Annotated in this window: 9 protein-coding genes; 4 read left to right on the top strand and 5 right to left on the bottom strand. The window is 62.4% G+C overall.

The window, feature by feature from the left end:
- Window positions 1–18: 18 nt before the first annotated feature.
- From AC1RTP_RS13775 to AC1RTP_RS13755, 5 genes are all read right to left on the bottom strand, one after another.
- Window positions 19–2,397 carry a beta-galactosidase gene (locus AC1RTP_RS13775; protein WP_498608193.1) on the bottom strand — a complete coding sequence of 793 codons (2,379 nt, stop codon included), beginning with the start codon at window positions 2,395–2,397 and terminating at the stop codon, window positions 19–21.
- Window positions 2,394–5,531 carry a glycoside hydrolase family 2 TIM barrel-domain containing protein gene (locus AC1RTP_RS13770; protein ID WP_498608192.1) on the bottom strand — a complete coding sequence of 1,046 codons (3,138 nt, stop codon included), beginning with the start codon at window positions 5,529–5,531 and terminating at the stop codon, window positions 2,394–2,396. The genes AC1RTP_RS13775 and AC1RTP_RS13770 overlap by 4 nt, the downstream gene beginning before the upstream one ends.
- 168 nt (window positions 5,532–5,699) lie before the next feature.
- Window positions 5,700–6,047, bottom strand: coding sequence for a DUF2946 family protein (locus tag AC1RTP_RS13765; protein WP_498608191.1), 348 nt, complete (start codon window positions 6,045–6,047; stop codon window positions 5,700–5,702).
- Between the two features lie 58 nt (window positions 6,048–6,105).
- Window positions 6,106–6,633 (bottom strand): TlpA family protein disulfide reductase, encoded by a 528-nt coding sequence (locus AC1RTP_RS13760; RefSeq protein ID WP_498608190.1) that lies wholly within the window; start codon window positions 6,631–6,633, stop codon window positions 6,106–6,108.
- Complete coding sequence (locus AC1RTP_RS13755; RefSeq protein WP_498608189.1) at window positions 6,630–7,733, bottom strand: sialidase family protein; 1,104 nt, start codon at window positions 7,731–7,733, stop codon at window positions 6,630–6,632. The genes AC1RTP_RS13760 and AC1RTP_RS13755 overlap by 4 nt, the downstream gene beginning before the upstream one ends.
- Window positions 7,734–7,931: 198 nt before the next feature.
- Between AC1RTP_RS13755 and AC1RTP_RS13750 the strand changes: the two genes are divergently transcribed.
- From AC1RTP_RS13750 to AC1RTP_RS13735, 4 genes are read left to right on the top strand one after another with little or no spacing between them, the layout of a single operon-like run.
- Window positions 7,932–10,583 (top strand): TonB-dependent receptor, encoded by a 2,652-nt coding sequence (locus tag AC1RTP_RS13750; protein WP_498608188.1) that lies wholly within the window; start codon window positions 7,932–7,934, stop codon window positions 10,581–10,583.
- A 6-nt stretch (window positions 10,584–10,589) separates the two neighbouring features.
- Window positions 10,590–11,942, top strand: a complete 1,353-nt coding sequence (locus AC1RTP_RS13745) for an MFS transporter (protein WP_498608187.1) — start codon at window positions 10,590–10,592, stop codon at window positions 11,940–11,942.
- Window positions 11,943–11,944: 2 nt separating this feature from the next.
- The gene (locus AC1RTP_RS13740) at window positions 11,945–12,889 is read left to right on the top strand and encodes a glycoside hydrolase family 43 protein (RefSeq protein WP_498608186.1); all 945 of its coding nucleotides are present in this window, start codon (window positions 11,945–11,947) and stop codon (window positions 12,887–12,889) included.
- A 7-nt stretch (window positions 12,890–12,896) separates the two neighbouring features.
- Window positions 12,897–13,877 (top strand): aldose epimerase family protein, encoded by a 981-nt coding sequence (locus AC1RTP_RS13735; protein WP_498608185.1) that lies wholly within the window; start codon window positions 12,897–12,899, stop codon window positions 13,875–13,877.
- The last annotated feature ends 29 nt before the right edge of the window (window positions 13,878–13,906 follow it).

Raw genomic sequence — 13,906 nt, 5'->3', positions numbered from 1 at the left:
ATTGGGCATAGCGACGGCTTACTCCCCTGGGTCCACCAGTTGTGCCGCGACGTAGGCATTGAAACGGCGGATACGGCCCGTCACCCTGTCGTCGCCCTGGCGCGGCGTATAGCGGATGCCGGCCACTTCGACGGTCTTTTCCAGGTCGATCACCAGGCGGTGCGGGTGCGATGATGTGGTCTTTCCGCTAATGTTGCCAAAGGCGGTGTGCCAGAAGTCGCTGGCCTGGCCGTTGATGGCGTTCAGTGCCTGGCCGTCTTCGCGCCGGGCTTCTTCGCTGCTGACGTAGGCGATGGTCCAGGCAGACTGGTTGATCGTCTGCCCCTTGGCATCCAGCAGGGAGATTTCGGCCACGGCGGCATATTGCTTGCCGTCGAAGGCGTCCAGCGATTCGAGGCAGAACTGGCGCCCGCTGACAGGTGCCGGGAAGAGTACGTCCTGGGTTGCGCTGCCTGGCGCGAACTGGCCGCTGTAGGCGGGCGTGACGCCATCGAGTTTGAGTTTGGCCTTGCTCGGAGGGCGAGGCAGGTCGCGTTCGGGTTGCAGGCGGTCGAGGATGGGCGTTTGCAGGCCGCGCAATTCGGCGCGCTGCGGGCCGGTCAGGTCCAGTACCACGACTTCGTTGCGGCCGCGCTTCAGCCATGGGCCCGGCAGGTACATGGTTTGCGTCGGGCCGATGCTCCAGTAGCGGCCAAGGCAGCGGCCGTTGATCCATACGATGCCCTGGCCCCAGGTCGATACGTCGAGGAAGGTGTCGGCGGTTTGCTGCGCTTCGAAGCTGCCGCGCCAGAAGGCAGGGCCGCGCGTGCGCTGCTGCTTCCATGCGAGCGGCGGCAGTACGCCGTCGGCGTCGAAGTCGATGGCGCGGATTTCCCAGTTTTCCAGAGTGAGCGGAGTGCTGCCCTTAGGCTGGAATTGCACTGGGCCGTGCAGGCCTTTGCGGTCGTGCACTTCGGGGCCGAAATTGACGCGGGCAATGGTGTACAGCAGGATTTCCAGCACGGCGGGCTTGTCGCGAGCCGGCAGGTCGATGCTGAAGCGGCGGTGGCGCGTGTCGAAGGTGCCAACCAGCTTGCCGTCCACGTGGACCCAGGCCAGGTCGCGCACCTTGGCGGCGGACAGCTTGCCGGCAGGGCCGGCGGGCAGGGTGACGCGGTAGGAGACAAGGCCGCGGCTGATGTCGTACTGCTCGATCGGGCGCGGCGACACGTCGCGCAGCGCTTCCTGCGGCATGGCGGAGAAGACGGATGCCGATTCTTTGAGTGTAAAGGCGGGAATCGCCATCACCGGCAGGCGTGCTGGTGGCGACGGCAGCGTCTCGCCGGGCTGCAGGAAGGGTTCAATGCCTTTTCGGTAGGCCTGGAATTTTTCGCCTATCCATCCCGCTTCGCCGATCGGTGCGTCGTAGTCGTAGCTGCTGGTGTCCGGACGGAATGGACGGTCGCAGCCGCCCCACAGGCCGAACGTAGTGCCGCCGTGGGCCATGTACAGGCTGAAGGATCCGCCCAGTTTCAGCATGTGCTGGATGTCTTCCACCGCCTTGGTGGCGGCGCCACGGCGGTGCGGGTTGCCCCAGGTGTCGAACCAGCCGGAATAGTATTCGCCGCACATCTGCGGGCCTTGCTGCACGGCCTGCAGGGCCTTGAAGCCGGAGTCGGGATCGGTGCCGAAGTTCGCTACCGAGAACAGTTCTGGAATGTGCGTGCGTGAAACGGCATTGGTTGGATTGCACTGGAACAGCGGCACGTCGAATTGTGCATCGAGCAGGGCCTGGCGCATCCCGCGCATGTATTCGAGGTCGTCGCTGAAGAAGCCGTATTCGTTTTCAACTTGTACCATCAGGATTGGTCCGCCGCGCGTGACTTGCTGGTCGCCGAGCACGCGGCCGACTTCCGCCAGCCAGCGCTTGGCGGGCTTCATGAAGGCGTCGTCGCGCGTGCGCAGGAATGCGTCGCTGCCGTTCTTCTTCAGAAGCCACCATGGCAGTCCGCCCATTTCCCATTCGGCGCAGGCGTATGGGCCTGGACGCAGGATGACCCAAAGGCCTTCCTGCTGCGCGAGGCGGCAGAATTCGGCGGCGTCGCGCTGGCCTGCCCAGTCGTAGCGGCCTTCGCGCCACTCGTGGTAGTTCCAGAACAGGTAGGCGCAGACCGTGTTCAGGCCCATGGCCTTGATGGCCTTCAGGCGGTGCTGCCAGTATTCGCGCGGTACGCGGGCGAAATGCATTTCGCCGCAGCGGATCTGCAGCGGTTTCCCGTCGAGCAGGAAGTCGTCTTTGCCGATGCTGAAGCGCGCGCTGGCGGCGGCATGCACAGTGGCGGACATCGGCAGCAGGGCCGCGCCGGTTGCTGCTGCGGCGCCGGCCAGTACGCGGCGGCGGGTGGTGTTGAGGCTCATTGCGCGGTTCCTTGTGGTGCGATGGTAAACGTGTAGCTGGTTGGCTCCAGCTTAACGCGGTATTGCATGTGCGGGCGGCCGACCTGGCTCCAGCCGGTGTCGCCGCCTACGCCGGTCTGCACCGCGTCCACCAGCAGCGAGCCGTCGCCGTGCGGGCGGATGTCGGAGCTGTGCCAGGTGCCGCGTGGGCGTGGGTACAGGTCTTCGTATGGGAAGGGCAGGGCGTTGACCGACAGCGCTTGGGTGCCGCGCAGCTGGATGCCGCTGCCAGCACCGGACAGGGTCAGCCAGCGGACGCCGGTCTTGTTGCCGCTTTCCTGTGGGCGGATGTAGTTGTGGTACTGGTCGGCCAGCTTGCCGCTGTAGCGGCCAAACGCGGCGCCGCTGGTGCGGTCGGCGTAGGATTCCTGCGGACCGCGGCCATACCATTCAATCGTGTCCAGCACCGGATTGCTGTCGAAGCGCATGCCGATGCGCAGCGGGTCCGGCAGGTCGCCTCGCAGCGGAGTAAAGGTGGCCATGACTTGCACCACGCCTTTGCTATCCATGCGGTAGGTGGCGTTCCAGCGTGCGGAGCCGGCGCCGAACACGTATTCGACACGCACGCCGTCCGGCAACTGGTCGATGGCGCGCACGTTGCGCTCTTCGCTGAACTTCTTCCAGATGGTGTGGGTTTTGTTGAGGCCTGTGCCCATGTCGTTTTCAGTCATGGCGCGCCAGAAGTTTGGCATGCCGCCGGTCAGCAGCTGTTTGCCGCCGCTGGAGTAGGCCAGCTTGCCGCTGCTGGCGTCAACCGCCAGCACCGAGTTGCCGGCGCGCAGCTCGAGGCCGCCATTGGCGCGGACCGGGGCTACCCAGCGCAAGCCAGTGCCGGCGCCGGCTGCCGAGGATTGCAGAACGAACTGGGTGAAGCCTAGAACCGTGCCGGCGGGTACGCCAGGGATCGCACCGTCGCGGGCTTTGGCGCGCAGGGTCAGCACATATTCGTAGCGTGGATCGCGTTCGAAGGCGGGCAGGGTGAATGCGACGTCGGAGGACGATTGCGCGGCGGCGTTCACGCCGGCCAGCGCTGCGCCGGCCACTTGCGTGCCGTCGCGGGCGATCGACCAGTCGAAGTCAAAGCGTGAAAGATCGGCGAAGTCGTGGCGGTTCACTACGCGCAGTTTGCCGGATGCCGGATCGCCTTCGAAGACCACTGGCGAATAGACCTTGCGCACCTCGTAGTATTCCGGATCGGGCGTGCGGTCTGCCTGGACCAGGCCATCGCCGACTTCCGACATGTCCTTGCGCGGGTTGGGACCGTAGTCCTCGCCCTGCGCCCAGTAGCTGCGGTCTTGCTTGTCCTTCAGCAGCATGCCCTGGTCGACCCAGTCCCAGATAAAGCCGCCTTGCAGCTTGCGGTGCGACCGGATCACTTGCCAGTAGTCTTCGAAGTTGCCGAGGCTGTTACCCATGGCGTGTGCGTATTCGCACTGGATCATCGGCTGCTTGTAGCGCGGGTCTTGCGCGTAGTCGATCATCTTTTCAATCGGGTCATACATCGGGGCGTAGATGTCGACGTAATCGTTCGGCAGGTGCTCTTCGCCGATGGTGCCGTGCCCGAGGTAGCTAAGCAGGCGGTCCGGGTCCTGCTCATGCGCCCATTTGGCGGCGCGTTCGAAGTTTGGACCGGTGCCTGCTTCATTCCCCAGCGACCAGAAGATCACGCTTGGGTGGTTGCGGTCGCGCTGGACCATGCGGCTGACGCGGTCCAGGTGGGCGACGGCCCATTCCTTCTGGTAGCCGAGCTGGATCTTCTCGCGTTGGGCGGGGTTGCTGTCCCCCTTGCCCATGTATTCGTGCGACTCGATATTCGCTTCGTCCATCACGTACAGGCCGTATTCGTCGGTCAGCTCGTACCAGCGCGGATCGTTCGGATAATGCGAGGTGCGCACGGCGTTGATGTTCGCCTGCTTCATCAGTTCGATGTCCTTGCGCATGGACTCTTCCGACATCACGTGGAAGGTGTGCGGGTCGTGCTCGTGGCGGTTGACGCCTTTAATCATGACGCGCTTGCCGTTGACGCGTACTTCGCCGTCTTTCACTTCCACCGTGCGGAAGCCGACCTTGCGCGAGGTGGATGAGATAAGGGCGCCTTTAGTGTCGTGGAATTCCAGGAGCAGACGGTAAAGGTTCGGCGTTTCGGCGGACCATTGGCGTACGCCCGGTACGGTGCCGCGCAGTGATGATGCGGCCTTGCCGCCGCTGACGGCCGTTTCAAGCGACAGCACGGGCTTGTCGCCGTCCAGCAGGGTGGCGGTCAGCTTGCCCTGGGCAGCGCCGGTGAATTCGGGCTGCAGCGTAAATTCGCCGTCGCGGTAGGCGGTTTTGTCCAGCGTGGCCCGCACCACGTAGTCGCGCAGGTGGGCCTTCTGTTCCGCATAAACGTAGACGCTGCGTTCGATGCCGGAGACGCGCCAGAAGTCCTGGTCTTCCAGGTAGGAACCGTCGGCGAAGCGATAGAGTTCGATGGCGATGACGTTGCTGCCTGGGCGCAGGAAGCGGGTCAGCTTGAATTCGGATGGCAGCTTGGAGTCTTCCGAGTAGCCCACGCGCTGGCCGTTGACCCAGATGTAGTAGGCCGCGCCGGCGGCGCCGATATGCAGGAACACGTCGCGTCCATCCCAGTTGGCCGGCAGGTCGAAGTCGCGGCGGTAGGAGCCTACTTCGTTCATGCTGTGCAGGATGTAAGGATGGTTGGGCGGGAAGGGGTAGTCGCTGTTGTTGAAGTAGGGCTGGCCGTAGCCTTGCGCCTGCATCATGCCGGGCACCTGGATGGTTTTCCAGCGGCTGACGTCAAAGCCCGGTTTGTAGAATTCGACGGGACGCGATTCCGGATTGCGCGAGAAGGCGAAGGACCAGGTGCCATCCAGTGAAAGGTAGTACTGCGAAGCCGCCTTGTCGCCCTTGAGCGCCAGGTCGCGGCTTTCGAAGTTGAAGAAGGTGGTTTTCATCGGTTCGCGGTTCACGTGAACCACTTCCGGTTGCTCCCATTCTGCGTACTTCGTTGCGGGAGCTGCGCTGGCGGCCAGGGGGAAGGCTGCAGTCAAGGCGCTGGCAAGGGCCAGCAAGGCTGGGAATCGCGGGGTCGTCATCGGTGCGTGTCTCGTAGTTTGTGTTGTGGGACGGGATCCGGCAGCACAATCCTACGGTTCACTGCAATAGCTTACCAATGGCTTATTTCGTGGTTCCTATATCGGTTTGATATATGTCTTTCGGGAGGGCGCCGCCGGGGGCGGCGGCGCTTGGAATAAGAGCAGGTTTCAACCTGCGGCGGGAGGTCCACGAGCCTGGTGCGGCAGATGGAATTCGCCATCGTACTGCGCCGCGATGATGGCGGTCCGAGGACCTGTGAGGTCGTTCGGTGTAGGGATGGGGGGCTTGCTGAAGCCGGGCGCCATCGCCGGTGCACTGCATAGGGTGCACTGGGCGAAGCAGTCTGCCATCCCGTGTTGGTCGTGTTGATCGTGGCCGTCGTCGTGATGTTCCGCGCAGGCGGCGTGGTTCATCATCGGCGTCGCAACTTGCGCGGCCGCGGCGTAGCCTTGCAGTGCTACGTATAGCAGCAGGAGCAGGGTGACGAAGCGGCGATTTAGTCGTTGCGGGAACATGTCTCAATCGTAGCCACGGATGCGAGGTGTGGCCTTGAACTCGTTCAAGGATTTGTCATCAGCGCAGCTTGTCGATCACTGCCGGGGTGATGACGCCGGAGTAGGCGACGCGCTGGCCCTGGGCGTCGTACCAGTAGCTTCGGGGCTTCTCGCCGCGCCAGCGTGGGTCGATGGCGTAGCGCAGGCGCTCGGGCGCCAGGCCGCCGAAGCTCCAGGCGTCGGTCAGCAGGTCGATGCCGGACAGGCGCTTCTTCACCATTTGCGCGAGGGAGGCGTCGGAGAGCGGGTCGGTGGTGATCGTGACGATGTCGAAGGATGGGTTGGCGGCGCGGGCTTTCGAGAGCACGTCCAGGCTGTGCTGGCAGAATTCGCAATCCATGGACCAGACCAGGACTACGAAGGGTTTGCCCTTGTGACTGGCCGCTATCTGCTCGACGCTTTGGGGCTCGAAGGCTTTCAGGCCAGCTGCGGAAGCGGTGGCAACGGTGCCGACGCCTGCGGCGTTGGCTGGGGTCGCGGCCATGGCGGCGAGGATGGCGACGGCCGACGCCACGGCTGCGGCGGCGAGGGGATGCATCATTTTCATGGTTTTGCCTCGATTTTGCGGACGATGATTCCGTCATCGGCGGTGCGCCACAGCAGCCAGAGATCGGCGCCGCGCCGCATCAGGTGCGGGTGGTCGGAGGCGCCTTGGGTGGTGGCGACGGTGTATTGGCTCCAGGTCGCGCCGCCATCGGTCGACAGCTGCGCGTGGATGCCGGTCGCCGTGCCGTCGAATTCCTTCCAGGCGACGGCAACGCGCTGGCCGGCAGCGGCGACTTCGGCGTGTTCGGCTTGCGGGCCGCCGAGACGCATGACTTGACCGCGCGAGGAATAGAACACGCCGCCCTCATCGCCGGCCGCGCTGAACCAGGCCTGGTGGCGATTGCCTTGATCGTCGAAGGCGAGCGAAGGGCCGTGGTGCGGGCAGGCGTCGATCTTCCAGCCGTCTTCCGTGGCGCGCGAAGGGGCGGCGGGACCGCCATCTGCGGGCAGCCAGGCCACGGCATGGTCGCGCACATTCGGTTCGAAAATATGGCGCCACATGGCGGCCACCTGCCCGTCCGGCGCTATGGCGGTGGCGATGCGGCAGCATTCACAGGTGTGGTCGGCCAGTTTGGCCTCTTCGCCGAAAGTCGCCCCGCCGTCGGTGGAAACGGCGTAGTAGATGGCGATGCCGCGATAGGGGCGCTGCGCGGCCTGCGCCGCATCTTTGTCGCGCTGGTCCAGCCAGGTCAGGAAAATGCGGCCTTGCGGGTCGACCTGGATATCGTCGAAGCGGTGGCCGATCGGCGCCCGGTCGCGCTGCACGGTGGCCGGGGCCGAAAAATTCTGGCCTCCGTCAAGGGAGCGGGTGAAGTGGATATTGCCGGTGTGGTGTTTGCCCAACGATTGCGTATAGCTTAAATAGAGCTGGCCCTGTGGCCCGAAGGCGATTTTTGGACGCGCCTCCCCATTCGCTTCCACCGTTTCCGGCTTGGGCAGGACCTGGCGCGGAGTAGTCCAGGTGCGCCCTTCATCGGCGCTCGATCGCAGCACGATGCCGTTGTCGCCGGCATGCGCTACCCACAAGCGTCCCTGCTGGTCAAAGGCCCCCGAGCTACCAAGAGTCGAGGCGGCGAGTACGGCGAGGAGAGGTAAGTTCATGTTAAGAAGATCGCAGGATGGCTGGTTAACTGCATAATCCTGCATCTTGCCTGCCTGTTTCCATGACTCAGATCAACCGGAATGAGATATCAATTTTGATATCGAAGTTTGAAAAAAATTGATTAGTTTGTTCTCGGTGATTTACCTAAGATTAATTCCGGGATTCAGTAACTTATAAAAACGATAGTCAGGAGACCTATGAAGCGCCAAGCATCCGTGCCTGGGCTGGCTGCATCGCGCCGCCCACTTGCACTCAAAGTATCCGTCGCCGCGCTCGCGGGCATTGGGCTGGCCAGCGCCATGCCAGCATTCGCGCAGCAGGCCAACGAGGGCGAAGTCGCCGTCGTGCAGGTGAGCGGTGTGCGCGCCGCAGCCCAAAGCTCGCTGGACATCAAACAGAAGGCGGACAACGTCGTTGACTCCATCGTCGCCGACGATATCGGTAAATTCCCGGACACGAACGTGGCGCAGACCCTGGCCCGCGTGCCTGGTATCCAGGTGCGCCGCGATGCGGGCGAGGCCAACTCGGTCCTGATCCGAGGCTTGCCGGGCATTGCCACCATGCTGAACGGCCGCGAAATGTTCACCACCACCGGCCGCTATATCCAATTGGCCGACATCCCGTCCGCCATGCTGCAGCGCGTGGACGTGTATAAATCACAAAGCCCTGAACTGGTCGAAGGCGGTATCGCCGGCGTGATCGATGTGCGCACCAATCGTCCATTCGACTTCAAGGGCTTCACGCTGAGCGCCAACGGCGGCGTGAAAAACCAGGACAAGGCGCACAAGACCGATCCGGAAGCGAACGGCCTGATCTCCAATCGCTGGAAAACCGAATACGGTGAAATCGGCGCGCTGTTCGGCGTTTCCTACGTCCGCAACAACTTCCACGAAGAGCGCAGCTTCAACACCTTCCCGGTGCAGAAAGACTGGCTGCTGCCTAAGCTGACGGGCCCGGACCTGGTTGGCCTGCAAGGCATCTACGGCGAACGCAAACGCACCGCCGAAAACTTCGCCCTGCAATGGCGTCCGAACAAGGACACCGAGATCTACGCCGAAGGCATCTATTCCCGTTACAAGAACCAGGACGAGACCGACTTCTTCGTCGGCCTGCCATGGTGGGCTCCGGGCAGCGGCATCTCCGGCACCAAGATCCCCGGCACCGACCAGCTGGACGAGCTGACTTCGCATAACGCCAACACCATCCTGTCGACCCAGGCCCGCGCCTCGCAGAACACCACATGGCAGACCGCCATTGGCGCAAAATGGAACGCCGCGCCAGGCCTGCGCCTGAGCACCGAACTGGCGCGCACCAAATCGAAATACGACTGGCGCAACCCGATCCTGGATGCGATGGTCACCGTGCCGGACGTCTTCCTGAAAACCAATGTCAACGGCGGCGCCTTCATGCGCTACGGCGGCATGGACATGACCGATCCAAAGAACATCTACCTGTTCCAGCTGTTCGACCGCTACGGTAACGACAAGGGCTCTTCGACCGACTGGCGCGCCGATGCGAGCTACACGCCAGCCTCCGATGGCATCTTCCAGGAATTCAGCGCCGGCGTACGTTTCAACAAGCGCAGCGCGGAATCGATCAAATCCGTTGAAGGCAGCATGGGCGCGCCGGATGCATTCAATCCGTCTAGCCGCGTGTCGGTGGCGACCTTGCCAGGCATGACCTGCACCAACCGCGAGCTGTCGGAAGATTACGGCACGCCTTTCTGGTACACCCCGTGCGCCAGCTACCTGCTGAACAACACGAGCGACGTGCGCAAGGCGGTTACCGGATCGACGACTGCCAAGGCGCTCGACCAGGGTTCCTTCTTCTCGGTGAACGAAAAGAATATCGCCATCTACGGCAAAGCGCGCGTGGGATTCGATCTCGGCAGCGTTCCGGTCGATGGCGTGTTCGGTGTACGCGTGACCAAGACCGATTCGGACCTGCTGGGCTACAGCATGGTCAATGGCGTGCCGGTCGCAACGCCGAAGAACAGCTCCGGCACCGATACCCTGCCTAGCGCTTCGTTCAAGGCGACCCTGCGCAAGGACCTGATCGCGCGCCTGGCTTATGCCAAGACGCTGACCCGTCCCGACTTCGCACAGCTGAATCCCGGCACCGCTTATGTGAACTCGAACGGCAATACCGTGCAGGCTTCCGCGTCCGGCGGCAATCCGGACCTGAAGCCGGTCACCGGCCAGAACTTCGACGCTGCGCTGGAGTGGTACTTCGCACCGGCCGCAATGGTCAGCGGCACCGTGTTCCGTCATAACTTCGACGGCTACATCGTCGGTCGCGCCCAGCCAGAGGTGTACCAGGGCGTGAACTACCTGACTACTCGTCCGTTCAATACCGACAAGGGCCACCTGCAAGGCGTCGAACTGTCCTACCAGCAGTTCTACGATAAGCTGCCTGGCTGGCTGAGTGGCTTTGGCTCGCAGTTGAACTACACTTATATGGAAGGCGGCGTCACCTCGTCGTCCATCGGCCCGGGCGATCTGACTTTCCCTGGCATGTCCAAGAACTCGTATAACATCGTGCTGTTGTATGAGAAGAATGGCATCTCCGGCCGCCTGGCTTATAACTGGCGCTCGAAGTTCGTGCAGGTGTATAGCGATACTTCGGCAATCAGGGGCACGGCGCCGCAGCGCGACCTGATCGCCGCTCCGACCAGCAGCCTGGATGGCTCGATCAGCTACAAGTTCACCCCGAACCTGTCGCTGACCCTGACCGGCACCAACCTGCTGAACTTCAAATACGTCGACTACTGGACCGACGCGAACGTGTATCCACGCGATATGCGCCGCTACGACCGCACTGTCGGCCTGATGCTGAACTGGAAGAACTGATTTACCATGCAAAACCAAAAGATGTCGGTGCTTGAAAAAGCGGGCTTCGGGGCAGGGGATGCGGCGCTTAATGTCGTGATCTCCTCCATGATGCTGATCATTACCTACTTCTACACCGACATCTACGGTTTGCGAACGCAAGACCTCGCGCTGCTGTTCGTGCTGGTGAAGGTGGTTGGTGCAATTGCCGACCTGACCATGGGCCAGATTACGGACCGTTTCACCAGCCGCTTCGGCCGCTACCGTCCTTACCTGCTATGGCTCGCCGTGCCTTACGGCGTGAGCATCCTCTTCGTTTTTTCCACGCCGGACTGGGGCTACGACGCCAAGCTGGTGTGGGCTTACTCCACCTACATCATCATGACCGTGATGACGGCTGGCGTGGGCATTCCATATATTTCCCTGCCTAGTGCGCTGACCAGCGATCCTAAAGAAAGCCTTTCCGCCAATGGCTACCGGCTGTTCTTCGCCAAGATCGGCGCCTTCCTGGTGACCATCGTGGTGCCGCTGCTGTCCGAGCGCTGGGGCGAGGGCAATGCGGCCCACGGCTACCAGATGGCCATGGCGGTGATGGCGGCGCTGGGCGTAGGCTTGTTCCTGTTCTGCTTCTTCACCACCACCGAGCGTGTCCACCATGTCGTGGTGCGACAGTCGCTGTCCGAACAGCTGAAGGTGCTGATGCAGAATGACCAGTGGTTGATACTGTGCGGTGTTTGCGTGACGGGTACCATCGGCTATGTGGTGCGCGGTTCGGTGGCGATCTACTACGCCAAGTACTACCTGGGCCTCGATACCGTGCAGGTGTCGGCCTTCCTTTCGACCGGCGTGGCGGCCGCCATCCTGTCGATGGTGGCTTCGACTTGGATCACCAAGGTGTATTGCAAGGTCAAGTTGTTCCGCTGGACGCAATTGGTTGTTGCGGGCATCAGCCTGGCAATCTACTTGCTCGTCAAGCCGGGCGACGTGGCGCTGGCCTTTGTGCTGTTCTTCGCGCTGTCCTTCATCGTCGACCTGCATGCGCCGGTGTTCTGGTCCGCCATCGGCGAGACCATCGATTACGGCCAGGTCAAGACCGGCAAGCGCGTTTCCGGCTTTGCTTTCGGCGGCATTTCCGTTTGCCAGAAAGCCGGCATGGCAATCGCCGGCGGCCTGGTAGGCGTGCTGCTGACCTATTTCCACTATGTGCCCAACCAGACGCAATCCGAAGTTGCACTGAACGGCATCGCCATGATGCTGTCGGTGATCCCGGGCTTCTTCCACCTGCTTATGGGGCTGTTGATGTTCGCCTATCGCATCAGCGACGAATACTACGGCACCGTGAAAGAGCGCATGAAGTCCCATGGCTACGTAACCGTTTGAATATGCAAAAACTGTCACCACTGATCGAGCAGCGCGCCGATCCTTACATCGTCCGCCACAGCGACGGCTACTACTACTTCACTGCTTCGGTACCGCAATACGATCGCATTGAACTGCGACGCGCCAGCACCATCGAAGGCTTGCGTGATGCGCAGACCGTGGACGTGTGGCATAAGCCGGATACCGGCGCCTATAGTGAATTGATCTGGGCGCCGGAGCTGCACTACAACCAGGGCGCCTGGTACGTGTATTTTGCAGCCGCGCCTAGCCGCGAGATCAAATACAAGCTGTTCCAGCACCGCATGTACGCCATCCGCAATACGAACCCCAATCCGCTGGAAGGCGAGTGGGAGTTCATGGGACAGGTGGATTCCGGCATCGATACCTTCTGCCTGGATGCGACGACTTTCACCCACAAGGGCAAGCTGTATTACCTGTGGGCGCAGAAGGACAACGCCATCGAGGGCAATTCCAATCTGTACATCGCGGAGATGGAAACGCCGTGGCAGCTCAAGGGCAAGCCGGTCATGCTGACCAAGCCGGAATTCGACTGGGAGATCCGCGGCTTCCGGGTCAACGAAGGCCCGTCCGTCCTGCAGCGCAATGGCAAGGTGTTCATCAGCTATTCCGCCAGCGCCACCGACGAGAACTACGCCATGGGCCTGTTATGGGCCGATGCCGATGCGGACCTGCTGGACCCGTCCGCGTGGACCAAGTCGAAGGAGCCGGTGCTGCAAACCTGCTTTGAGCATGGCATCTACGGCCCGGGACACAACAGCTTCACGCTGGACGCGGACGGAAATGTGCTGCTGGTGTACCATGCCCGCACATACACGGAAATTGTCGGCGACCCGCTGTGGAATCCGGACCGCCATACTTTCGTCAAGCCGCTGCGCTGGGATGCGCAGGGAATGCCCGTCTTCGGACGTCCATCAGTTATTGAGTAATCGCACCATGATCCAGAGCGCGCCATTCGGCCACGCACCGGACGGCACGCCGCTGTCCTTGTTCACCCTGTCCAATGCCCAAGGCATGGAGGTCAGGATCACCAATTACGGCGGGACTGTCACCCATATCTTCGCGCCCGACCGGGACGGCCGGCTGGCCAATGTCACGCTGGGCTTCGAATCGGCCGCCGACTATTTCGGCCGTTCGCCATATTTCGGCGCGCTGATCGGGCGTTGCGGCAACCGCATCGCGGGCGGCCGCTTCACGCTGGACGGCGTGGAACACCAGCTTTCCGTGAACGATGGCGACAACCACCTGCATGGCGGCGCGCAGGGCTTCGATAAGGTCGTGTGGGACGGTGCGGTGGACGGCGACGCGCTGGTGCTGCGCTACCGCAGCCCGGACGGGGAGCAGGGCTATCCCGGCAACCTGGACGTGCAAGCCCGCTACACCCTTGGCGACGATGGCGCGCTGACTGTGGCCTTCCGCGCCACCACCGACCGCGCCACGCCGGTCAACCTGACCCACCATGCTTATTTCAACCTGGCCGGCGGCGGCACCATCAACGATCACGAAATGTGGATCGATGCGCCGCATTACACGCCTGTCAACGAAGGTTTGATACCAACCGGCGAAATGGCGCCGGTCGCGGGCACGCTGTTCGATTTCCGCGAGCCGCGTGCTATTGGCGACACAGTCTACGATCACAATTTCGCCTTGGCGCCGGCGGATGGCATGCGCTGCGCGGTGCGAGTACGCGAGCCGCAGTCCGGGCGCCAGTTGGAAGTACTCACTCACCAGCCGGGAGTCCAGTTCTATAGCGGGAATTTCCTCGATGGTTCGCTGGGCTTCCCCTATCGCGGGGGCCTTTGCCTGGAGCCGCAGCACTTCCCGGATTCGCCCAACCAGCCGCACTTCCCGAGCGTGATCCTGCGCCCTGGCGAGGTGTATGAAAACACGCTGGCGTTCCGTTTTTCGCGATACTGATTTCGGTATTGATACCAACAAATAAGTCA

The organism is Pseudoduganella sp. GW821-FHT11H04, from assembly GCF_058807935.1.
This window is presented reverse-complemented; position numbering and strand designations above follow the sequence as displayed.

Bases quoted from the DNA above. Each gene is read 5' to 3' on its own strand.
- AC1RTP_RS13775 (WP_498608193.1), bottom strand. From the start codon at position 2,397: ATGAGCCTCAACACCACCCGCCGCCGCGTACTGGCCGGCGCCGCAGCA.
- AC1RTP_RS13770 (WP_498608192.1), bottom strand. From the start codon at position 5,531: ATGACGACCCCGCGATTCCCAGCCTTGCTGGCCCTTGCCAGCGCCTTG.
- AC1RTP_RS13765 (WP_498608191.1), bottom strand. From the start codon at position 6,047: ATGTTCCCGCAACGACTAAATCGCCGCTTCGTCACCCTGCTCCTGCTG.
- AC1RTP_RS13760 (WP_498608190.1), bottom strand. From the start codon at position 6,633: ATGAAAATGATGCATCCCCTCGCCGCCGCAGCCGTGGCGTCGGCCGTC.
- AC1RTP_RS13755 (WP_498608189.1), bottom strand. From the start codon at position 7,733: ATGAACTTACCTCTCCTCGCCGTACTCGCCGCCTCGACTCTTGGTAGC.
- AC1RTP_RS13750 (WP_498608188.1), top strand. From the start codon at position 7,932: ATGAAGCGCCAAGCATCCGTGCCTGGGCTGGCTGCATCGCGCCGCCCA.
- AC1RTP_RS13745 (WP_498608187.1), top strand. From the start codon at position 10,590: ATGCAAAACCAAAAGATGTCGGTGCTTGAAAAAGCGGGCTTCGGGGCA.
- AC1RTP_RS13740 (WP_498608186.1), top strand. From the start codon at position 11,945: ATGCAAAAACTGTCACCACTGATCGAGCAGCGCGCCGATCCTTACATC.
- AC1RTP_RS13735 (WP_498608185.1), top strand. From the start codon at position 12,897: ATGATCCAGAGCGCGCCATTCGGCCACGCACCGGACGGCACGCCGCTG.